This is a genomic window from Leptotrichia sp., from assembly GCF_057270615.1.
Map to the genome: position 1 here is coordinate 1 of NZ_DBHIXN010000024.1, position 22,699 is coordinate 22,699.

General features: G+C 29.6%; 17 protein-coding genes and 1 pseudogene. 16 read left to right on the plus strand and 2 right to left on the minus strand.

The window, feature by feature from the left end:
- Positions 1 to 126: 126 nt before the first annotated feature.
- The 11 genes and pseudogenes from ACO409_RS05875 to ACO409_RS05925 all read left to right on the plus strand — a co-directional run.
- Positions 127 to 402, plus strand: a pseudogene (locus tag ACO409_RS05875) (RNA-guided endonuclease TnpB family protein); the annotation flags it as partial.
- 95 nt (positions 403 to 497) lie between these two features.
- Entirely contained in the window at positions 498 to 953 is a 456-nt protein-coding gene (locus tag ACO409_RS05880) for a hypothetical protein (protein ID WP_485555701.1), read from the plus strand.
- Between the two features lie 46 nt (positions 954 to 999).
- Positions 1,000 to 1,680, plus strand: a complete 681-nt coding sequence (locus ACO409_RS05885; RefSeq protein WP_485555703.1) for a DUF6320 domain-containing protein — start codon at positions 1,000 to 1,002, stop codon at positions 1,678 to 1,680.
- Positions 1,681 to 1,860: 180 nt separating this feature from the next.
- Positions 1,861 to 2,511, plus strand: a complete 651-nt coding sequence (locus ACO409_RS05890; protein WP_485555705.1) for an MliC family protein — start codon at positions 1,861 to 1,863, stop codon at positions 2,509 to 2,511.
- A gap of 514 nt (positions 2,512 to 3,025) precedes the next feature.
- Complete coding sequence (locus ACO409_RS05895; RefSeq protein WP_485555707.1) at positions 3,026 to 3,760, plus strand: hypothetical protein; 735 nt, start codon at positions 3,026 to 3,028, stop codon at positions 3,758 to 3,760.
- 116 nt (positions 3,761 to 3,876) lie between these two features.
- Positions 3,877 to 5,205, plus strand: a complete 1,329-nt coding sequence (locus ACO409_RS05900) for a B12-binding domain-containing radical SAM protein (protein ID WP_485555709.1) — start codon at positions 3,877 to 3,879, stop codon at positions 5,203 to 5,205.
- Complete coding sequence (locus ACO409_RS05905) at positions 5,189 to 7,132, plus strand: GH3 auxin-responsive promoter family protein (protein WP_485555711.1); 1,944 nt, start codon at positions 5,189 to 5,191, stop codon at positions 7,130 to 7,132. Before ACO409_RS05900 ends, ACO409_RS05905 begins: the two co-directional genes overlap by 17 nt.
- Complete coding sequence (locus tag ACO409_RS05910; protein WP_485555712.1) at positions 7,129 to 8,451, plus strand: B12-binding domain-containing radical SAM protein; 1,323 nt, start codon at positions 7,129 to 7,131, stop codon at positions 8,449 to 8,451. The genes ACO409_RS05905 and ACO409_RS05910 overlap by 4 nt, the downstream gene beginning before the upstream one ends.
- A 393-nt stretch (positions 8,452 to 8,844) precedes the next feature.
- Complete coding sequence (locus ACO409_RS05915; RefSeq protein ID WP_485555714.1) at positions 8,845 to 10,149, plus strand: B12-binding domain-containing radical SAM protein; 1,305 nt, start codon at positions 8,845 to 8,847, stop codon at positions 10,147 to 10,149.
- Complete coding sequence (locus ACO409_RS05920) at positions 10,146 to 11,468, plus strand: B12-binding domain-containing radical SAM protein (protein WP_485555716.1); 1,323 nt, start codon at positions 10,146 to 10,148, stop codon at positions 11,466 to 11,468. Before ACO409_RS05915 ends, ACO409_RS05920 begins: the two co-directional genes overlap by 4 nt.
- 25 nt (positions 11,469 to 11,493) lie before the next feature.
- Complete coding sequence (locus ACO409_RS05925; RefSeq protein WP_485555718.1) at positions 11,494 to 12,828, plus strand: B12-binding domain-containing radical SAM protein; 1,335 nt, start codon at positions 11,494 to 11,496, stop codon at positions 12,826 to 12,828.
- A gap of 365 nt (positions 12,829 to 13,193) precedes the next feature.
- Here the strand turns inward: ACO409_RS05925 and ACO409_RS05930 are convergent, their stop codons facing one another.
- Together ACO409_RS05930 and ACO409_RS05935 are read right to left on the minus strand one after the other, a co-directional pair.
- Complete coding sequence (locus ACO409_RS05930; protein ID WP_485555720.1) at positions 13,194 to 14,507, minus strand: autotransporter outer membrane beta-barrel domain-containing protein; 1,314 nt, start codon at positions 14,505 to 14,507, stop codon at positions 13,194 to 13,196.
- A 565-nt stretch (positions 14,508 to 15,072) separates the two neighbouring features.
- Positions 15,073 to 15,939 (minus strand): lysophospholipid acyltransferase family protein, encoded by an 867-nt coding sequence (locus ACO409_RS05935; RefSeq protein WP_485555722.1) that lies wholly within the window; start codon positions 15,937 to 15,939, stop codon positions 15,073 to 15,075.
- 419 nt (positions 15,940 to 16,358) lie between these two features.
- Between ACO409_RS05935 and ACO409_RS05940 the strand changes: the two genes are divergently transcribed.
- The 5 genes from ACO409_RS05940 to ACO409_RS05960 all read left to right on the plus strand — a co-directional run bounded on the left by ACO409_RS05940 (position 16,359) and on the right by ACO409_RS05960 (position 22,653).
- Positions 16,359 to 17,099: an MBL fold metallo-hydrolase gene (locus ACO409_RS05940; protein ID WP_485555724.1), complete on the plus strand. Its 741-nt coding sequence runs from the start codon at positions 16,359 to 16,361 to the stop codon at positions 17,097 to 17,099.
- Positions 17,080 to 18,024: a GNAT family N-acetyltransferase gene (locus ACO409_RS05945; protein WP_485555726.1), complete on the plus strand. Its 945-nt coding sequence runs from the start codon at positions 17,080 to 17,082 to the stop codon at positions 18,022 to 18,024. Before ACO409_RS05940 ends, ACO409_RS05945 begins: the two co-directional genes overlap by 20 nt.
- Before the next feature lie 214 nt (positions 18,025 to 18,238).
- The gene (locus tag ACO409_RS05950; RefSeq protein WP_485555728.1) at positions 18,239 to 19,468 is read left to right on the plus strand and encodes a chloride channel protein; all 1,230 of its coding nucleotides are present in this window, start codon (positions 18,239 to 18,241) and stop codon (positions 19,466 to 19,468) included.
- Between the two features lie 223 nt (positions 19,469 to 19,691).
- Positions 19,692 to 20,057: a putative hemolysin gene (locus ACO409_RS05955; RefSeq protein WP_485555730.1), complete on the plus strand. Its 366-nt coding sequence runs from the start codon at positions 19,692 to 19,694 to the stop codon at positions 20,055 to 20,057.
- A 127-nt stretch (positions 20,058 to 20,184) separates the two neighbouring features.
- Positions 20,185 to 22,653: a helicase C-terminal domain-containing protein gene (locus ACO409_RS05960; protein WP_485555732.1), complete on the plus strand. Its 2,469-nt coding sequence runs from the start codon at positions 20,185 to 20,187 to the stop codon at positions 22,651 to 22,653.
- Positions 22,654 to 22,699 lie beyond the last annotated feature (46 nt).

The window sequence follows — 22,699 nt, forward strand, 5'->3', positions numbered from 1 at the left end:
CGACGCTTCCCGCTGTTGTGGGGTTTTAAAAACTTTAAAAATATTTAAAAATAAATAAATAAAAATATTACTTTTTTTAACAGATAAAATGTAGAATACATGGTATAATATCTCTGATGAAAAGATGGAATAGAATTTAAACTGCAAGAAGAAAGTTATACATCAAAAGCAAGTTTCTTTGATGGAGATGAAATCCCGATATATGATAAAGAAAATCAAAAAGAATATATATTCAGTGGAAAAAGAATAAAAAGAGGACTATATCAAACAAGTAAAGGCTATCAATTAAATGCAGATTGTAACGGAGCATTAAATATATTAAGAAAAAGTAAAGTTGTGGACTTAAGCGTCCTATACAATAGAGGTGAGCTGAACACACCTAAAAGAATAAGGGTAGTGTAAAGCTATCAAACTTCTTAGAAAATTTTTGAATATTTTTAAAGATTTTAGAACCCTGTGACTTTAGTCGTGGGAGGTTCAGGAATATAACTCCAAGTGTGGATGCTAGTCTTGGGGCATATTCCCTCTCTGAAATTATCACTTATCTGGATAATTATTTTGCCTTGAAAATTACAAAAAAGGAATTTTACAAAAGTATTTATAAAGCAATGAATCCAATGAGAAATATAGTTATAAAGTCCGTTCCATATTTGATAAAACGGATATTTTTCCCATTCATATTTGATTATTATGGAGAACGTGGATATACGACAGGATTTTCTAATTTGGGAATTTTTAAAATTGATAAAAAATATGAAAAATATTTAAAAGGATTTAGATTTTTACCACCACCAAGCAAAAGGTGTAAAATTAAAATGGGAGTTATAAGCGATAGTAAAAAAGTTTATATAAATTTTGGAAATTTGACTGCAAATTATGATATTGAAAGAGATTTTTTTGTTTATTTACGAAAAAGAGGAATAAGATCTAAAATAATTACTAACTATTTTTAAAAATTAAAAAATATTGTTAAAAAAAATGATAAAGAGGGAAATGAAAATGTATTGTATAAAATGTGGAGTAGAGCTGGAAGATGGAGTAAAAAGATGTCCGCTGTGTGAAACGGCTGTTCCTGAAATAAAGGGAATGGAAGATGAATTTGCAAGGGAATATCCGATTGTTAATATAAATTTGTATGAAATGAAAATGAAAAGGGTAAAAAAAGCTGTATTTTTATCATTTTTTACAATTTCAATTATTTCAATATTGGAAGTTTTTTTTCAAAATTTAATAATGTATGGAAAAATGGAATGGGGATATTATGCAATTCCATCTATTTTAATATTTGATTTAGTATTATTTGTATTTTTAGATTCTTATAGAATGAGAACAAATTTATTTTTAATATTAGCTGGTCTTACGTTTTATTTTCTTCTTCTTGATTTTGGAGATAGAAGATTAGGATGGAGTATAAGACTTGGAATTCCTATTGTTGTTGCATTTTACATTATTAGTTTTATTTTTTCCTATGTGTGGGATAAGCATAAAAGTGATAGATTAAAAATATTGAATTTTTTTATTTTTTTTGTTGGAATATTTCTTCTTGTTTTGGAATTAATTATAAGCAAAAAAATGACATGGAGCATATTTTCTTCAGTTCCGTTGTTTATTTTAAGTATAATGTTACGATATGCTTATAAATCGTATAAAGAAGAGTTTAGACGAAGATTACACAGATAAAAAATATTTTGTTTATCAATTTTATATGATTATTATTTTATAAATCTATGGGAAATATAAGGAAACAGATATTTTAAACAAAGCAAAGGATAGTATACTCGTTATTGAAATTTGAGAGGTTAAAAAATCAAAAATTTCAAAAAATAAATTTTTAAAATTGAAGAAAAGAGAGTGAGAATTATGAAATCAACAAAAAAAATGGTTTTAGCAACTTTAGTTGGAGTATTGGCAGTCGCTTCTATTGGTTATTCAGCTGTGTCAAAATCTTCAAAGAAAAAGGCAGTAGCTACAGCTGCTACTAAATCAAAATTAACAAGAAAATTTAGCTGTAACAGCAAAAATTTAACAGTAGAAAATCTTTCTACAAGTAGAGTTAAATTAACAGATGGAACTGGAAAAGTTTATAACTTGAAATTAACAAAATCTGCTAGTGGTGAAGAATACAAAGGTAATGGAGTTTCAATTCAAATAAAAGGAAATGATGCTGTATTTACATCAAATGGAAGTGATGAAAGCTGTAATTTAACAAGTGACGCAGCTCCAGCTCCAAGTGAAACTAAAAAAACTGCAAGCGGTAATTTATTAAGAAAATTCTCTTGTGACGGTTATCAAGATTTAACAGTAGAAAATGTTTCTACAGATAAAGTAAAATTAGCTGATGGTTATGGAACTATTCATAACTTAAATTCTACAGTATCTGCTAGTGGAGAAAAATATTCTGATGACAATGTTTCAATCCACATAAAAGGAAATGATGCTGTTTATACAGAAAATGGAAAAGATAAAAGTTGTACTCTAAAAAGTACTGACCATGGTTCAATTGAAGAATAATAGATTCGTTTAGAAAACTGTATTTAAAATTTGAAAAATAAAAATTTTGATGCAAAGAATTTTATGTTCTTGTAAAAAATTCTAATTATTGAAAAAATTTAACAAATAACAGTAAGAAGTTTCCTGCTTCTGTAAGTGGGAGTAGTTCATTATAAAAAGCTGTTTATGTAATTTTATTAATTATGCCAGGATACTTGTGACTTTAGTCATGAGTTGAATGGCATATTTTTTTGTTTACAAAAAACTTGAAATAGCTAAATGCACATGGTATCATAAAAGTAGTAAAATAAAACTTTTTAAAAGTTGAATGGAAATAGCAGAAAATAGAATACAAAGAGATTTGTATTCAGCATTTTTAATAAAAAACATAAAAAAAAATTGAGAAGAAGCAGATATAGAAAAAGCTAAAAAAGGATTTAAAAATTTTGTAAAAATTAAATTAATAAATACGGTGAATACGAAGATTGAATAAAATTATTTTGGTTTTACTGTAAAGAAAAAGGAGTTTATAATAATGAAATGTAAAATTTTTTCTGTATTGGATATAAAAGATGATGAAAAAATTGTGGAAAGTATGTTTTTACTTATGAAAAATCATTATGAAAATATGAAAAAAGATAAATTTTTAAAAGATTTGTATGATAAAAATAATGTTTTTTTGTTATTTGAAAATGATGAATTAAAAGGTTTTTCTACAATAAAAAAAAAGGAGCTAAATATTGAGAATGAAAAAGATACTGTTAATGGAAAAATAGTCGGTTTTTTTTCTGGGGATACAATTATCGAAAAGGGATTTTCTTGGGGAATCGAATTTCAGAAGGAATGGATAAAATATTGCCTTCTGGAAAGTGAAAAAAATATGAAAAATGGGCTAAAAACTTACTGGTTTCTGATTTCTAAAGGGATAAAGACATATATGTATCTTCCAACATATTTTAAAAAATTTTGTCCTAAGGCGGATTATACTGAAAATGAGATGGAGAAAAAAATAAAAGATATTTATGCTGAAAAAATATACGGAAATAGATATAATAAGGAAAATGGAATTGTAAAAAATGATGGAACAAATGATTTTTTACGGGAAAATGTCGTTGTACTTTCGGAAAAGCAGTTAAAAAATAAAAATGTGCAGTTTTTTTTAGAGAAAAATCCTAGTTATCAGAAAGGTGATGAACTGGTATGCCTTGCAGAAATTTCTTTTGAAAATTTGACAAATTTGGGAAAACGGGTTTTGAAGGAAATCTTTTAATTTTTAAAACTAAATAGTTTGATTTGAAAAGTAAAATTTACTTTAAAAAAAAATAAAATTCAATGATTTTCATGTTAAAATATTGGAAGTTAAATAAATAAAAAAAGGTGAATTTTATGAAGATGTTGTTTATTTATCCTGGATTTGGAAAGAAAAAGGGACAGAAGTATATTTTTCAGCTGAGGACGTTTGAGCCGCTTACGTTTGCTTACTTGCGGGCATTGACTCCTTATGATATTGAATGTGAGCTGATTGATGAAAGAGTTGAGGCGATAGACTATGATAATGATGCGGATGTTGTTGTAATTACTTTGGAGACTTATACGGCACGGCACGGATATGAGATTGCTAAAAGATTTAGGGAAAAAGGGAAGAAGGTTATTGTTGGGGGGACACATGCTTCGCTTGTGCCAGATGAGGCTATGAAGCATGCAGATTCTGTAGTTACGGGATATGCTGATGATATTTGGGAGAAAATTATTGAGGATTATAGGAATGGAACGGAAAAGAAACTTTATATTGGGGGGCTTAGCAATAAGTTTTTAATACCGGACAGAAGTATTTTTAAGAAAAAATATTTAATTTCAGTTGTGGAAACTGGGCGTGGGTGTCCTCATCACTGTGAATTTTGCGCAATTTCGGCAGTTAATAAGAAACGGTATGCTAAAAGACCTGTTGATAGTGTAATTGAGGAATTGAAGCATATAAAGTCAAAATATATATTTTTTGCTGATGATAACTTTGTTGCAGATCCGAAATATGCGTTGGAGCTTTGTGAGAAGATAAAGCCGTTAAAGAAAAAATGGATTTCGCAAGGGGCAATAACGATGGCAAAAAATGAGAAATTGCTTGCAGCTATGAGAGACAGTGGATGTCTTTTTATTTTAATCGGATATGAGTCGATAAATAAAGAGGCTCTTGACAATATGAAAAAGGAATGGAGCTACAAGCTGGGAGATATTGAGGAATCAACACGGATTATACATAAATACAATATTGGAATTTATGCCACATTCGTTTTTGGTTTTGAGGAAAAAATCGGCACTACGTTTGAAGATACTGTAAAATTTGCACAGAAAAACCATCTGGAATTTGTCCAGTTTAACTATCTCGTGCCTTTCCCAAATACCGAACTTTATTTTAAAATGGAAAAGGAAGGAAGGCTTTTGTACAAAAAGTGGTGGCTGGAGCCACAAAAATATTCGTATTTATTTTTTAAGCCTTATGATATTTCTACAAATGAGTTTCGTGACAGGTGTATTGCAGTAAGATATGCATATCATTCTGTAAAAAATATTTTGGGAAGAACTTTTGATGTGTTAAAAAGGACAAAAAATATACCATTTTCCATTATGTATCTGTTTTTGAGCTTTGGGCAGAAGGCTGTTATAAAAAAATTTCAGGATTTGCCAATTGGAGATAATTTAGATGAAAAAATTCGGTAAAAAGAGTAAATTTTATGAAGTAAAAAATTTAAAATATGTGATTTTAAACAGATTATTCATATTTTTTTGTAAAAAATCCTACAAAGATTTTGTTTCCAATATAAAAAGTAAAAGTAAAATTCGGGAAACGCAAGTAAAAATACTTTTGGAAATATTGAAAACTAATAAAAATACAGAATATTTAAAAACTTTTGAAACAGAAAAGCAAATTTTAAGTGCAGAAAATGAAAAAGAATTAATAGAAAAGTTTCAGAATAAAATTCCAGTTGTGAATTATGAGGATATTAAGGAATTTGTAGAAAAGGAAAAAAGTGGGGAAAACAATGTTCTTTTGAGTGATAAGATTAAGCTATTTGAACTTACGAGCGGGAGCACATCCGATGTGAAATATATTCCATACACGGAGAAATTTTTGAAAAGCTATATGAATGGCGTTTTTGCGTGGATTTACAATTTATATCAAAATAATAAAAGACTTTTTCTTGGAAGTTCCTACTGGTCTGTTTCACCCATTTTAAAGCGAGAAGCTGTAACTAGCGGAGGAATACGTGTAGGAATTGAAGATGATACTTCATATTTTGATAAAGTTTCTGCATTTTTCTTAAATAAACTGTTTACAGTTCCAAAAGAAATAAAAAACACCCAGAATATGGAGGATTTTTTGCTGATTACAGCGGTATTTCTGCTTTTATCAGAAAATCTTGCGATGATTTCTGTCTGGAGTCCATCGTTTCTTATGATTTTGCTTGATTTTATTGAAAAAAATCATAAAGCGATTTGCAAAATTTTAAAAAGTGAGGATTTGAGTGCTGAATTTTTTGTTGAGAAAAATTTGGGAAGTAAAAAGTATTTTCAGATTATTAAGAAAAAATACAAAAAATTGTGGAAAAAAAGCAGAAGTGAATTTTTGATAAATTATTTTGAAAGAAGTGAAAATAATACTTTAAATCAAAATAGTGAACTTGAAAATAGTGGAATTAAACAAAATGTTGGAAAAATAGTAAATGAAAAAATAGATTCCCAAAATAAAAAATTAAAAAATAAAATGGAAAATAAAATTATGGAAAATTTTGTGGATTACTCTGTGATTTGGGAGAAACTTTCGCTTGTGAGCTGCTGGGCAGATAGTGATTCCTATGAAATTTTTATAAAATTGAAGGAGAAATTGAATTTTGATAAAAAAAACATGGATTTGAAATTTCAGGGAAAAGGGCTTATGTCAACAGAATGCATCGTAAGTTTTCCGCTGGAAAATGTGGAAAATGGGAGTGTTGTTGCCTATAACTCGTTTTTTTATGAATTTATTCAAGTTTCTGATGATAAGCTGGAAAACAGGAGTCCAAAACTTTTGGATGAATTGAAGATGGGAGAGCATTATTGCGTTGTTGTTACTACAAATGCTGGGCTTTACAGATATAATACGAATGATATTGTGAAAGTTACAGGATTTTATCATAAAATTCCTGTTGTGAAATTTGTTGGAAGAATGAATAATTTTTCTGATATTGTTGGGGAAAAGCTGGAAAATTCGTTTGTTGAAAAGCAAGTTTTGAATTTGTTGAAGGAAAATAATATTAAAGAGGAATTTTTGATATTTTCACCAGTAAAAAATGAAAATGGAAAAATAAGTTATACATTATTTTTAGAAATAAAGAATAAAAATAAGAAACTGGATTTTGAAAAGCTGGAAAATAAAATAAAATTTGAAAATAAACTTAATGAAAAACTGTGTCAGGCATTTCATTATGAATATGCGTATAAATTGGGGCAATTAGGGAAAGTAAGAATATTTTTAATAGAAAAGGATGGATTAAAAACATATACAGCTGAAAAATCGAAAAGGCAGAAAATAGGAGATATAAAATATCGAATACTGGATAAAAATTTTGGCTGGGAAAATAAATTTTTAGGAGGATTTGGAGAATGAAAGTGGCGTTACTGGCACCAGCAGGGGCAATGTACAGATTTAATGGAACATTTAAGAAGGCGATTCACTATGCACCGCTAACGTTATCGACACTTGCGGCATATATTCCAGAAGATATTGAAGTTGCAATTTATGATGAAACGATTGAAAAAATACCGCTTGAACTGGATGCGGATATTGTGGTTATGACTTCGATTACGGGAACCTCGGAAAGAGTGTATAAATACGCAAGATACTTTAAAAGCAAAGGGAAAAAGGTTATTTTAGGTGGACCGCATCCGACACTTTGCCCAGAAGAGGCGATACAGCATTGTGATTCTGTTGTAATTGGGCGTTCTGAATGGCTTTTTACGGAAATAATGGAAGATGCGAGAAATAACAGTTTAAAGAAATTTTATGTGCAGAAGGAAAATAGCCTGGAAAATTTGAAATTACCAAAAAGGGAACTTTTGAAAAAGGAAAGATATGTTTCCATAAATAGCATTGAAGCTACAAAAGGCTGCTCTTTTGACTGTTCATTCTGTGTTGGGAAGGCTTTATATCCAACATTTTTAAAAAGACCGATTAATGAAATTATTGCAGAAATTGAGACTTTTAAGAAAAAAGAAGTTTTGTTTATAGATTTAAATTTGATTGCTGACAGAAATTATGCTAAAAAACTGTTTATTGAATTGAAACCTTTAAAAAAATGGTGGTTTGGGCTGGCAACTTCCAACCTTGTTCATGATGATGAAATGATAAAGCTAATGGCAAAAAGTGGCTGTAAAGGCTTGCTTATTGGATTTGAAGCTGTCTCGAAGGAATCATTGAGGGCTATGAATAAAGGGGTAAATGTTATGGCTGATTATCATTTGCTTATGAAAAAGCTGCATCATTATGATATTGCTGTAAACGGAACTTTTACATTCGGAGCAGATGGCGATGATAAGGATATATTCAAGCGAACTGTGGAGGAAGTAATAAAAATGAAAGTTGACTTGCCAAGATACTCGATATTAACTCCATTTCCTAAAACAAAACTTTATAATGATTTGGAAAAGCAAGGCAGAATTTTTGAAAAAAACTGGACAATGTACGATGTTCAGCACGCTGTATTCCATCCAAAAAAAATGACAGCGCAGGAACTGCAGGAAGGCGGAATTTACGCTTGGAGGGAAACTTATAAAGTAAGCTCGATTTTTAAAAGAATCGCAAGATTCAGCATTATTGCACCAATTATGCTTAATACTAACTTGGGGTATAGGCATTATGCCGATAAATTGGAGGAATTTACTTTTGAAAAAATGACAGATAATTCTGATATTCCAAATGCAGATTAATTAGTTAATTTTAAATAAACAATCATATAAATTGTTTTTTTATTAAGAAATTTTGATTAATAGTAGTTTTTTCATTTATATTTATATTTATATTTTTTCTTTTTATTTTCGTAGGATTGCTCATTGCCGCAAATCCTACAACCTATGGCTAGTCTACGACATTTTTCTGCACTGACAAAAAACTCGCTATGCTCAGACAGTTTTGCCAGCACAGAAAAATGCTCCGACGGGTTATTTATACTAGAATCTGATTGAAAAATGAAAATTATATTTTAATTATTTGAAAATATTAGATTTATACCCTTTATTAGAAAAGTTTGTAATAATTTTGTTATTTAAATGGGGAATAGGATAAAATAAAAACAGATGTGTAAGAAAGAGAGGAGAAGAAAAATGAAAATAGCTTTTTTACGTCCAAATATGGGGGGAAAGCGTTCCAATGATGCGATAGAGCCACTTGCTTTTGCAGTTCTTTCGGGACTTACGGATAAGACTCGACATGAGCTTATGCTTTTTGATGATAGGATTGAGGATATTCCGATGGATCTTGAGGTTGATTTGGTTGTAATTTCTACGTTTACAATGACGGCTAGACGGGCTTATGAATTAGCAAAAAATTATAGGGAACGTGGAGTTTATGTGATGATCGGAGGGTATCACGCTTCACTTATGCCTGATGAAGTGCAGGAACATGCAGATACAGTTTGTGTGGGAAGTGGAGAAGTTACTTGGAATGAATTTTTGAACGATTTGGAAAACGGGGTGCCGAAAAAGAGGTATGAATGTAGAAAATTGCCGGATATTAATAATGTTGTTTATGATAGAAGCATTTACAAGGGGAAAAAATATTCTTTTGTCGTGCCAGTTCAGTTTGGGCGAGGTTGTATGCACCAATGTGAATTTTGCACGATTGGGGCAGTTCACAAAGGAGATTTTCAACATAGGGATGTTGAGAATGTGATAAATGAGGTAAAGGAAATTTTTAGAACGAATAAAAGAGCGAAAATTGTTTATTTTGTGGATGATAATATTTTTGCCAATAAGAAAAAAGCTCTAAAACTGTTTGAAGAATTGAAAAAACTGAAAATAAAATGGGCTTGTCAAGGCAGCATCGATATTGCAAGAGATGAGAAATTGATAAAATTGATGTCAGAAGCGGGATGCATTGAAATGCTTCTGGGATTTGAGAATATAAATATAAAAAATATTAAGAAAATGAAAAAGGTTGCAAATTATGAGTTTGATTATGAGAAAATCATTAATATTTATAAAAAAAACAAGATTCTTGTACATGCAAGCTATGTAATTGGGTATGATTATGATGATAAAAACTGCTTTGATGAAATTTTGGAATTTTCTAAAAAGCATAAATTTTTCCTTGCAGGCTTTAACCCAGCATTGCCGATACCAGGAACTCCTTTTTATGAAAGATTAAAAAAAGAAGGTCGGTTGCTTTATGAACGATGGTGGCTGGATGAGAACTTTCGTTATGGGAAAGCGTGCTTTGAGCCATATAATATGACAATTGAGGAATTTGAGGCTGGAATTTTGAAGTGCAAAGTGGAATACAACAGACATTCGAGTATCTGGAAAAGGCTGTTTGACGGTGCTGCCAATTTTAAACATGCCCTTGTATTTCTTGCTGTGAATTATATCAATCGAAAAGAAGTTTATAACAAAAAAGGAATAAAATTATGAGAATAATGCTTGTTTTAGCAAAGGATAACATTTACAAATACAACTCGATTCACAAAAGAAAATATTATCCGCAAATTACGTTAATAACGCTGGAATCACTAATTGACAGAAAGTATAACGCTGATGTTGTTATTGTGGATGAAGGTGTGGAAAAATGGGATGCTACTTCTAAAAAATATGAAAATGAAAAATTTGACTTAATTTGTATTTCTTCGGTAATTTCAGGATCGAAAAGGGCAAAAGAGATTGCCAAGTTTTGGAAAAGTAAAGGAGCGTATACATTAATTGGTGGGCATTATGCGACAGCTTTGAAAGAAGAGGCATTACAATATTTTGATACGGTAATTACTGGAGCTGCTGAAATTTCATTTCCGATGTTTCTTGAAGATTTTACAAACGGAACTCCAAAAAGGGAATATTTTAACCTCGTTGGAAATGATTATGAACCGAAGCCATTAAACCGAAAACTTTTGAAAAATAAAAAATATTTTAAAAATTATGGCACAATTGTCGCAAACAACGGCTGTCCCAATAAATGCTCTTATTGTTCCATCACAAAGATGTATTCTGGAAAAAATCAGATAAAAAGCATAGAGTACGTGATAAATGAAATAAAAACGAATAAGCCTAAAAAATGGATATTTCTTGATCCAAACTTTTTAGGCAACAGAAATTACGCCATTCAGCTAATGGAAGAATTGAAGAAATTAAAAATAAAATGGACTGCTTCTGCAACAATAAATATCGGCAATGATAAAAAAATTTTGCAGTTAATGAAAGAATCTGGCTGTATAGGGTTGGTTATTGGCTTGGAAAGTTTTGTTCAGGAAAATCTTGATGGAGTAAATAAAAAATTTAACAATGTCGCAGAATACAAAAAACTCGTAAAAACGATTCAATCTTATGGAATATCAGTCCTTTCCACACTTATGATAGGAATGGAAACTGACACAGTGGAGTCAATTCGCCAAATTCCTGATATTATTGAGGAAATTGGGGTAGATGTGCCAAGATATAACATAATCACTCCGTATCCAGGAACACCTTTTTTTAATCAGCTAAAAGAAGAAGGAAGATTGCTTACAGAGGACTGGTATTACTACGATACTGAAACAGTCGTATTCAAGCCTAAAAATATGAGCTACGACACATTGCAAAAGGAATTTTATAAATTGTGGCTTGACACTTTCACTTTCAAGCGAATTTTAAGAAGAGTGAAAACTTCTAGGAATAAGGGGTTGAAATTTATTTTGGAGGTGTTTTCTAGGCAGCATGCACGGAAATTTAGGAAGTATGGGAAGATAAAATTTGATAAATAGAAGTTGAGAAAAAAGGAGAAAAACAGTGAAAATAACATTTATACTGCCTGCCATCGGGAAGAAAAAAGGGCAGAAATATATAAAAACATGGAAAAATATGGAGCCGCTTATGATTGCGGTTTTAAAATCTTTAACTCCTGAGGATGTTGAAACGAATTTTATGGATGACAGGAATGAGTTTATAAATTATGAGGAAAATACAGATCTGGTTGTGATTTCTGTGGAAACTTATACTGCCAAAAGGGCTTACGAAATAGCAAAAAAATTTCAGAAAAGAGGAATAAAGGTACTTGCAGGAGGTTATCATCCAACTGTAGAGCCTGACGAGTGTCTGGAACATTTTGATTCGATTATTTTGGGAAATGCGGAAAGCGTGTGGACAAAGATGTTGAATGATTTGAGCAAGAATAAGCTGGAAAAACGGTATTATGGGGTAACTACTTCTTTTGCAATGCCTGACAGGAGTATTTACAAGGATAGGAAGTATTCACCGCTTGCACTGATTGAAACAGGGCGTGGGTGCAATTTTGCATGTGATTTCTGTGCGATTCATTCTTATTATGAGAAAAAGTATTTTAGGCGGCCTATTGAGGAAATTGTGCAGGATATAAAAAATTCTGGGAAGAAGTATGTTTTTTTTATTGATGATAATTTTGTGGCGGATCATAAACATGCGATTGAGATTTGCAAGGCAATTGAGCCGTTAAATATAAAATGGGTAACGCAAGGGGCTATTACCATTGCGAAAAATGATGAATTGCTTTACTGGATGAAAAAAAGCGGATGTAAAATGATTTTGATTGGGTATGAGTCGATGAATCCAAATATTTTAAAGGATATGGGGAAAGGCTGGAGAAGTGGCGTTGGAGAAATAAATGAACTGACGGAAAAAATTCATAGTTATGGAATCGGAATTTATGCTACTTTTGTATTCGGTTATGGAAATGATACGAAGGAAACTTTTGATGAAACGGTAAAATTTGCTAAAAAACATGGATTTTATTTTGCAGCATTTAACCATCTTGTACCGTTCCCAAAAACAGGCGTTTATAGAAAATTAAGAGAAGAAAAACGGCTTCTTAGTGAAAAATGGTGGCTGGATGAAAATTATCCTTATGGAAGGATTTCCTTTCTTCCAAGTGATCAGACTCCCGATGATCTTTCCCAAAAATGTGCCAATGCAAGAAAAAGCTTTTTTGGATGGCGTTCAATACTTAAAAGAGGATTTATGCAGCTAAAACGAAGCCATGATTTGGGAATGTTTGCAATATTTTTTGCACAAAACTTTAATTTGAAAAAAGAAGTTATGGGAAAATATGATTTACCGTATGCACAAAACTTGGATGAAGCTCCAAAATAAATAAATTTTAAATTTAATAGATTCTTTATCAGGGCAACATCACTTATTCTGATTTTAAAATTTTAAAACATTCTTTAAATAAAAAAAATTATGATAAATGCCGAAGCTCAAAATATATTTACAGTTGCATCTAAAAATGAAACCATCGTTTCTGTAAATTTTAGTTCTGTAAGTTTTAGTAAAAATAAGAGTGTCCAGAATTTTGTGTAAATGTATATACAAATCCAGTAATATAAGGATTCTCTTGTTTATTTACACAAAAAAGCTTACACTCTCTAAAAATTAAAAAAACACTCAAGAATTACTATCCCGAGTGTTTTTTTATTAACATATAAATACTAAAAACAGTTTTTTATTTCAAGTTATTAGAATTCTAATCCTAATCCTACTTTGAATACGCTATTTTTTGTATCATATAATTCATATCCTGTTGACAAATTAAAGTTATCTGAAACATTATATTTTGCTCCAAGTCCTAAATTAAATACGCCTTGATCATAATCTAATGCAGCTAATTTAGCAACTTCTACACCATTTGTAGAAATACTTCTTTCACCATTGTATGATTTTTTGCTAAATCTTTGCTCATACTCAACGTTTCCGTATAAGTCTACAGCTCCAACTCTTGTTTGTCCATAAACTCCTGCTGTAGCATTTCCACTGCTTCTCTTAGCTTTTCCAAAGTTTATATTTCCAACAGTGAATGAATCTTCTTTAACACTTGTTACTCCTAATCCAACATAAGGTTTTACATAAGTGTTTTCATCTGAATCATCTCTAAATTTATATCCTAATCTAGTTTGGAAATCAAGTACATCTGAATCAAATTTTACATTATTATAATTTTTATATTTATGTTTGTTTCTTCCATAAGTCAATACTGACGCCAAATCTAAATTATCTGTAAAATCATATTTTCCACTTAATGATGCTTGATATGAATCTAGTTTTTCTTTCACACCATCAAATGAATTTTTATATTTTACATTAGATTTTTCATATCCAAATCCTGCTCCCATTGTAAAGTTACCAAAATTCTTTGTTCCTGATAAAACTACTCCATTAGTTTTAGAACTATATCTTGAATCATAATCATAAGAATTTACTCCACCAAGATATTGTAAATTAAGGTTAGCTCCATTTTCTTTTTTGGCTTGTTCCAAATCTTTAAATCCGTTTGCTGTTATAGTTTTTGCCAAGTCATAGTTTACTCTTGATCTAGCACCTTGAAATGTAGGTACAGATCCTGTCGGTGTACTTGGTGTTGGTGCAGCCGGTGTTGATGGAGTAGATGGTGTTGTAGGCGTAGTTGGTGACGCTGGTGTGCTTGGTGTTGATCCCGATGAACTAATTACTGAACTCACTGATGCTGATGTAACACTTCCACTTAATGGTGAAGTTAATGTTACAACTGTTGGTCCTGTGTAAGTCTGTATTGTTCCTGAATCTGTTACTATATCTAAAGTTCCCCCTGCTGGCACAGTAAATTTAGTTCCAGCTGATATTGTACTTGAACCAGTAGCTGTAACTGTGTTTGGTCCAGTACCTAAATTATAATTTGATGAACCTGATATGCTAGTTCCTGCATGTATATTAAGTCCTCCACCGACGATTGAAGCGGCAGAAAATGAATTTGCACTGATAACTAATACTCCCAATAGTAATAATATTTTTTTCATTTTAGAATTACCTCCATATTATACATTTTTTTAACACTATTCTCTGAAAAGTATATCTGCTTTTTAATAATAACATACTTAATTTTTTTTGTCAAGTTGATAAAATATTTGAGACAGAGTAAAATATTTAGGGGAAATAAAAACTTCTATTTTAAGTTTCTTATTCAATCCAGAAAGTTACTAAAATAACAATTTTTTTCTATTCCTTTTTTAAGCAGAAGTGCTCATCGCCGCACCCCTGCACCCCGGCTAGTCTTCGACATTTTTATGCACTGCCAAAAAACTCGCACTGATTGTGCTCAGACAGTTTTGTCAGCACATAAAAATGCTCCGACGGTTTAAATTTTACTACTATATAAAAGTGTCGTGATTTTTTTGGAGTAAAGACGACTGTTTGAACGAAGTGAGTTTCGGCTTTACTTCAAAAAAATTCTTAGACGAGCGTGGGGATTATAAGGGGAAATGGCGGTCCTTTCCCCTTATGTAAAAAAAGAAAAAACTATACTAATACAAAATAACGTCTTATAGCAAAAAATAAATGAATAATAAAACTAAAAATATACTATTATTTCTCTAATTCTTTCCACCTTTCCTGAAACCAGAACCATTGCTCCGGCAATTTTAAAATTATCTTTTCATATTCACTTAAAATAGATTTCATTATTTCGTGTCTATTTTTGTAATTTTCAGGATGGATAACTTTGTCTATAAAAATATGGCAAATATTATTCTCATCAACTTCATTATGAATAATAACAATTGGAATATTCTCTTTCTTGGAAAAATAGGCAGGAAAGCCTGAATTAGTTGTAGGTAAGCCAAAAAATGTGATTTTATCCCCATCTGGTTTTCGTACGTCACTTAAAAGCACAAAAACGCCCTTTGAATTTTTATTTTTCAAAAAAGATTTGTAATTTTGTTCTGGAAAATAAGTCATGTTATTCTTAAAACGGATTTTATCCATATAAGATTCAATAAATTTGTTTGAGATAATTCTAATAGGAATAAACATTGTGTCGTTTCTCGTTGGAAAAAGGCTGGCGTGAAAAAATCCAAAATGTGAAGTAACAAGAATAATCCGTTCATTTTCACTCTTTAATTTTTTCAGTAATTCAGAATTATATATTTTGGGTGAAAAATTTTCAAAATATTCATAAATCCAGAAGGGCAGTAAAAACGATTTTGCTGCATTTTTATAAGATTTTATTGCAATTTCCTTAATTTTTTTTTTTGAATAATTCAAACTATTTTGCTCATTTAAAATCAAATTTAAGTTACGATACGACAATTTTCTTCCTTTTGGAATGAGATAAAAAAGCAGAACTCCAATAAATTCAGATATTTTTAGACGAATTTTCGGTGGAAAAAAGTTAAAGATTTTTATAAAAATATAAAAAATCGAGAATATTATAAAATCTATGGTTGTTTTCATACAATGCTCCTTTAAACATAATCTATTTAATAAATTATACCACAAAAAATAAAAAAATTAATTTTTAATATTGAAATTTATCTTTAGAAATGTTATAATATTTACGGATAAAAACCTAACGGTTATAATATGGCAAATTGTGAAAAAAAAGTCTTGTTCATTATTGAATGGGACTTTTTTTTATGTTATAATCATTTGTCAAGGCTTCACAAACCTTGATGCCATGTTATAAAGTTAGGAGGTGGTCTCAATGATGAACTGGGATTTAACTGTTTTAGCAGTTATAATCGCTGCTTTTTTATTTTTTAGCAGTCAAAAATAATTAAGTAAATTCCCATTGTTCTTCCCACCTTATGCCTGTCAGTTCTATCTACTGGACTGGCAGGTTTTTCATTAAAATATCAAGGAGCTTTCTAAAAATGATAGAAAAAATAAAAATTGGTTTAAATAATTTGTATTTATTTAAAAATAAAAATGATGAATATTTATTGCTGGATACAGGAGTAAATGTGAAAAAGAAAAAAATTTTGAAGAAAATAATTCAGAAAATTGAAAATGTAAAAAAGATAAAAGTGATAGTTCTAAGCCATTCTCATTCTGATCATATGGGAAATCTGAAAATGCTCATTGATGAAATTGGAGATGTCAGGGTTATTGCACATAAAAATTCTGAAAATGTATTAGCAACAGGAAAAAGTATTATTCCAAATGGATTTTATCCGTTTACAGAAAAGATTTCTAAAAAATTGAAAAATAAAAAGAATTTTAGTAAAAATATCTTTCCAAAATTGGAGAAAACTGATATGGAAAAAGTGATTTTTATTGATTTTTTACAAAAGAAAAAAATTTTACTTTCAGAATACGGTTTTGGAAATATGGAAATTATTGAAACAAAAGGACATTCAGATGATTCGGTTTCGGTTGCAGTTTTTGATGAAAAAAATAATAAGAAATATTTATTTTGTGGAGATCTGGTTCAGAATTTATGTTTTAAAATTCCGTTAATTCCGTTATTTGGGGAGAATAAGGAAGAGTTGATTGAAAATTGGAAAAATATTATTCTGAATGGATATGATAAAATTTTTCCTGCAACTGGGAAAGAAGTTATAATACGGGATTTAATCAGAAGATTGGGGAAAGATGAAAAAAATAGAATTTAAAATTATTCAAAATAGTGATTACAGTGATGAAATAAGAAATATTCTAGATGAAGAGGAAATGGAGTCGCTTGTACAGGTAACGTATGAAAAAGTGCCGAATTTATTTGAATCATTGCAAAAGGATAGTGAAAAGACACCTATTATTGTTGCAGGAATTGATGTTAAAACTGGTTATCTTGTGGGTGTTGGAGCTTGTTCAATTTTCAAAAATAATATCGGATATTTAAATTCATTTAGAATAAAAAAAGAGTATCGGAATAAAGTTAATTTTGGCAAGGCTTATGAAATGCTGATAACAGAAGCAAAAAAACTTGGGGTAAAAAACATAGTTACGACTATTTTGGAAGAAAATAAAATAGCACAAAAAATTTTGACAAAAAGGCGAAAAAGTATGCCAATTTATGAGTTTTATAAAAATATTGTATTTTTTAGCTTGAAAAATGTGAAAAAGGGTGATTTAATAGTAAAGGATGAAGAAATTTTGAACTATGGAAATTTTGAAATTCATCTGAAAAATAAGACAAATAAAAAATATGTTGTGAAAGATTACAAAAAAATTTATAAATTTTTGTATAAATTTAGGAAAGTAATAACTTTTTTTGGATATCCAGAAATGCCTGAAATTAATAAAATTTCAAATTTTTTGTATATGGATTTCGTTTTAAAGGGAAAAAATGCAGATGAGAAAAAAAATAAAAATGAATTTAGAAAAGCTGTAAAATTTGTTCAAAATAAAGGCTATAATTGTGATTTTTTTATGATTGGAAGTTATGAAAACTCGTTTTTGGAAAAGAATTTGGATAAAATGAAAGTTTTTAAGTATAAAAGCAAAATGTATAAAGTTTTTTATGAAAAAATTGAAAATGTTGAAAGAGATAATAATTTTAGAAATGAAAATATTGAAATTTTATTTTGGAATTTGTAGAATAATTGAACCCAAAAGTTATGACTATTTTACTTAAACCATAAATTTATATAATTTTTAATAATTTGATTTTTAATAGTTCAAGTATAAATAGCGAGATGGTTATGGACTTCTTTACAAGGAGTTGACATTTCTTGTCAGTAAATAATATAATTTTAAATGGAGTCTAGTATAAATAATTTTATTTTAATAAATTTTAGAGAGGAGAAGTTAAGTGTTAAAAAATATAAAAGAAAGCTACCAGCATTCATATTTTCTGTATTTAAAATTGATAATAGTAAGTATTATTATTGGTCTTATCGTTGGAATAATTGATACGATTTTTGGAAGAGGATTGCTTTTAATTGGAGATATTCGGAAGGAATATTTGTATTATTTTGTGCCTTTTTTGGCTTTGGCAGGACTTTTAATTGTTTTTATTTATCAAAAATTTGCTGGAAAGACTGGCAAGGGGATGGGATTGATTTTTGAAGTTGGGCATGGGACTGAAAAGGATATTCCTTTGAGACTTATTCCAATTGTTACGGTTGCGACTTGGATTACGCATTTGTTTGGAGGAAGTGCTGGGCGTGAAGGAGTTGCTGTACAGCTTGGAGCGACACTTTCTCATAGATTTAATAAGTACTTTAATTTTCCTGATAAGTCTAAAGTCTTCTTGGTAACAGGAATGGCGGCAGGTTTTGGAGGATTGTTTCAAACACCTATTGCAGCGTTGTTTTTTGGTTTAGAAGTTTTAGCATTGGGGAATTTGCAGCTATATGCTTTGCTTCCGGCAGTTGTTGCAGCATTTACTGCTAGCTGGACTTCATCTTTTTTAGGACTGGAAAAGTTTACTCACATTGTAAATACGAATTTGTCAATAACTCCAATGATATTTGTAAAATTTGCAATTTTAGGAATAATTTTTGGAACTGCTGGAAATTTATTTGTTTATTTGCAAAGTTTCTTGAAAAAATTTGCTGCAGAAAAAATTAAAAATCCATACTACCGAATTTTTATTATTGGAATTTTTCTTAGCGTAATACTTTTATTATTGCATGAAGGTCGATATACAGGGCTTGGAACAAATTTAATTGAAAACAGTTTTTCAGGGAAACAAATTTTTGGATATGACTGGATATTAAAATTACTATTGACGACATTGACATTGGCTGCTGGATTTCAAGGTGGAGAAGTGACGCCACTATTTTCAATTGGGGCTTCATTGGGTGTTGTGATAGCGATTTTCTTTGGTCTGCCGATTGAATTTGTTGCAGCTGCAGGTTATATAAGTGTGTTTGGAAGTGCGACAAATACTTTACTGGCACCAATTTTTATTGGTGGAGAAGTTTTTGGGTTTGATAATTTGCCATTTTTTGTGATAATTGTGATTTTTGCTTATTTGATTAATCGGAAAATATCGACTTATGGATTGCAGAAAAATTATTTTGAAGAAATTGGGTAATTGATAAATAATGAAATAAAAATATGAAATTAAGGTAAAAATATATATTAATATATGAAAGTTTTATATAATATCTGTAAAATATGGGAATCGTAATCGTCTATAATAATAAATTAATTTTAAGATTATAACTGTTTATGGATAATTGTAAAAGTTAAAATTATATAAATTAAGGTTACAGATTTTTATAAATAATATGAAAGTGAAATAATAAGGAGAAAAAATGAAAAAAGTATTTGGAATTTTATTAGTCGGATTATTATCGATGTCGTTGGAAGCGCATAGTAAGGATGTGAGCAGAAAGGTAACAAAACCAGTAGGAATAGAGCAGAATGTTTCTATTAAAAATAATGAAAATAAAGATTTAAATGAAGATTTTCCTGAACAAAAAATGATTGGAATGGCTAATCCTGCTTCGGTTTATTGTGTGGAACAAGGTGGCGAGTCGATTATAAAACAGGATAAAGATGGAAGTGAATATGGAATTTGTAAATTTAAGGATGGAAAAGAAGTTGATGAATGGGAATTTTATAGAAAAAATCATGATTTGACAGAAAAAGGAGTTCCTGAAATAAAAATTAATAAGTAATAACTTTAGAAATGAAAATTAAGTTCTAAGTAAATAATCATTGTTGTATAAGCAATGGTTATTTTTTTGTAAAGAAAAGTTGAAAAAAAACTTGTTATATAGTAAAATCATTAGTATAGGAGGAAAAATGAAAATTTCTGAATTTATTAGTGAAAAAGTGGCAAGCGGAATGAGGACGGAAATTAAAGAGTCTGGCGGAAATGAAGTATTTTTTAGGGGAATTCCTGATAAAAATGGAATTGTTTCTGAATTTGAGGTTATTGCTAGAGGAAATGCTGGTTCTGTTGCTGCGTTGCTGAATATGATGAGAAAAAATGAGGTTATAATACATAATCATCCATCTGGAGTGCTGATTCCATCTGATGAGGATGTGAATATTTCAAGTATGTATGGAGAGGTTGGAGGAGCTTCATATATTGTAAACAATGATGTGAATGATATTTGTGTAGTTGTGCCTTTAAGAGAATTTATAAAAATTGATATTGATGATTATTTTGGAGAAAATGGACTTATTCATAAGAATTTTGGTAAATTTGAAGTAAGGCGGGAGCAGTATGAAATGGCTAAGCTTATTGAAAAAAGCATGAATGAGAATAAAAAGCTGATAGTGGAAGCTGGAACTGGGACTGGAAAGACGATTGCTTATCTTTTGCCTACATTGATTTATGCCATTGAAAATAATCTGAAGGTGATTGTTTCTACAAATACGATTAATTTGCAGGAACAGCTTATTAATAAGGATATTCCACTTTTGAAAAAAATTATTGATGAAGATTTTAATTATCAGATTGTGAAAGGAAGAGGAAATTATCTTTGCAAAAGAAAAATTTATAATTTGGAGGTTGATGACAAGGAAACAGATACAAAAGATGAAAAAAAAGAAAAAAATATCATAAGAAATCTTATTGAATGGGATAAAAAGGTTACAAAGACAGGTGATAAGAATGAACTAAAATATGAGATTTCAAACAATATTTGGGAAAAAGTGAATAGTGAAGCTGATATGTGTAAAGGTGTGAAATGTCCATATTACTCAAAATGTCATTTTTTTAATGCAAGAAGAAATATTTCGGATGCAACACTTCTTATTGTCAATCATCATATGTTTTTTGCTGATTTGGCAATTAGAAATCATACAGGATTTTATACTAATTATTCAATTTTGCCAAATTATGATATTGTGGTTTTTGATGAAGCTCACAATATTGAAGATACTGCTAGAAATTATTTTACTTTTGAAACGTCAAAAATTTCATTTGGACGGCTTATAGGAAATATTTATAATAGACGTGTGGTGAAATCAAGTAATGGAGGGGCTCTTATAAGACTTTTGACTTACTTAAATGAAAGCCTTTCAAGTGAAGAATATAAGGAAATTGATGAATTTCAGGAAGATGTTGTTGAAGAATTGAATAAATTTTATGACAAAGGAATTGATATTTTTGATAAATTGACTTATCTTTTTTCAGAAAATAATGACAATAGGGAAATTAAAGTTAAAATTGATAAAGAAAAAATGCAAGGAAATAAGTTTTTTCGTGAGGCAATGAAACTAAATAGTCAGTTTAAGGAAAATTATGGAAATTTGGTTATGAAAATTAATAAATTTCTGAATAAAGTGAATAATTATAATCTTGAAGATAAAGATGGATTTTTATTTGAATTTTCAAGGTATTATGAAAGACTGAAGCAATATTATAAAAAGTTTGAGTTTATTTTGGAAGGGGAAGAGGAAGGATATGTTTACTGGGCAAATGTTACAACAGTACGTCCAAATGTAAAATTGTATGCGACACCTTTTGATATTTCAGATGAACTGAATGACAACTTGTTTATGAAAATGGATAGAATGATTTTTACTTCAGCTACACTTGCTGTTGATAATAAATTTGACTATTATAAAAAAAGCGTTGGTCTTGTTAACGAAAAACATAAAAAAATAGACGAAAAAATTGTAAAATCACCATTTGACTATGAAAAGCAAATGAAAGTCTATATTCCAGAAGATACACTTGATCCGAAAAATATTGAGTTTATGCGAGATTTGGAAGGATTTATTGAAGGAGCGATAAAAAGTACGAAAGGACATTGTTTTTTATTATTTACTTCACATAGTGCTTTAAACTTTTTGTATAATCGCATAAAATCACAATTTTCAAAAAAGGAATATACACTTATAAAGCAAAATGATTTTCCACGGCATGAAATGATAGAAATATTTAAAAATTCTAAAAATCCAATATTATTTGGTACAGACAGTTTTTGGGAAGGTGTTGATGTACAAGGAGAACAGTTAAAATCAGTAATTATTACAAAGTTGCCGTTTAAAGTGCCAAATGATCCTGTAACGGAGGCAATTATTGAAAATATTAAAAAGAATGGGCAAAATCCATTTAACGATTATCAAGTTCCACAAGCTGTAATTAAATTTAAGCAGGGAATTGGAAGACTTATTAGAAGTAAGTCAGATAGCGGGAATATAATAATTCTTGATAATAGAATAATAAAAAAAATGTATGGAAAGAAATTTTTGGCTGCTTTGCCACGAAATAAAGTGGTTGATACTAAAAATGAAATTTTGAAAAAAATAAAATAAAAAATTATATTTAAAAATATTAAAAAAGGAGTTTTATAAAATTTAG

Coding starts and splice junctions, on each gene's coding strand:
- ACO409_RS05885 (WP_485555703.1), top strand. CDS start 1,000: ATGTATTGTATAAAATGTGGAGTAGAGCTGGAAGATGGAGTAAAAAGA.
- ACO409_RS05890 (WP_485555705.1), top strand. CDS start 1,861: ATGAAATCAACAAAAAAAATGGTTTTAGCAACTTTAGTTGGAGTATTG.
- ACO409_RS05895 (WP_485555707.1), top strand. CDS start 3,026: ATGAAATGTAAAATTTTTTCTGTATTGGATATAAAAGATGATGAAAAA.
- ACO409_RS05900 (WP_485555709.1), top strand. CDS start 3,877: ATGAAGATGTTGTTTATTTATCCTGGATTTGGAAAGAAAAAGGGACAG.
- ACO409_RS05905 (WP_485555711.1), top strand. CDS start 5,189: ATGAAAAAATTCGGTAAAAAGAGTAAATTTTATGAAGTAAAAAATTTA.
- ACO409_RS05910 (WP_485555712.1), top strand. CDS start 7,129: ATGAAAGTGGCGTTACTGGCACCAGCAGGGGCAATGTACAGATTTAAT.
- ACO409_RS05915 (WP_485555714.1), top strand. CDS start 8,845: ATGAAAATAGCTTTTTTACGTCCAAATATGGGGGGAAAGCGTTCCAAT.
- ACO409_RS05920 (WP_485555716.1), top strand. CDS start 10,146: ATGAGAATAATGCTTGTTTTAGCAAAGGATAACATTTACAAATACAAC.
- ACO409_RS05930 (WP_485555720.1), bottom strand. CDS start 14,507: ATGAAAAAAATATTATTACTATTGGGAGTATTAGTTATCAGTGCAAAT.
- ACO409_RS05935 (WP_485555722.1), bottom strand. CDS start 15,939: ATGAAAACAACCATAGATTTTATAATATTCTCGATTTTTTATATTTTT.
- ACO409_RS05940 (WP_485555724.1), top strand. CDS start 16,359: ATGATAGAAAAAATAAAAATTGGTTTAAATAATTTGTATTTATTTAAA.
- ACO409_RS05945 (WP_485555726.1), top strand. CDS start 17,080: ATGAAAAAAATAGAATTTAAAATTATTCAAAATAGTGATTACAGTGAT.
- ACO409_RS05955 (WP_485555730.1), top strand. CDS start 19,692: ATGAAAAAAGTATTTGGAATTTTATTAGTCGGATTATTATCGATGTCG.
- ACO409_RS05960 (WP_485555732.1), top strand. CDS start 20,185: ATGAAAATTTCTGAATTTATTAGTGAAAAAGTGGCAAGCGGAATGAGG.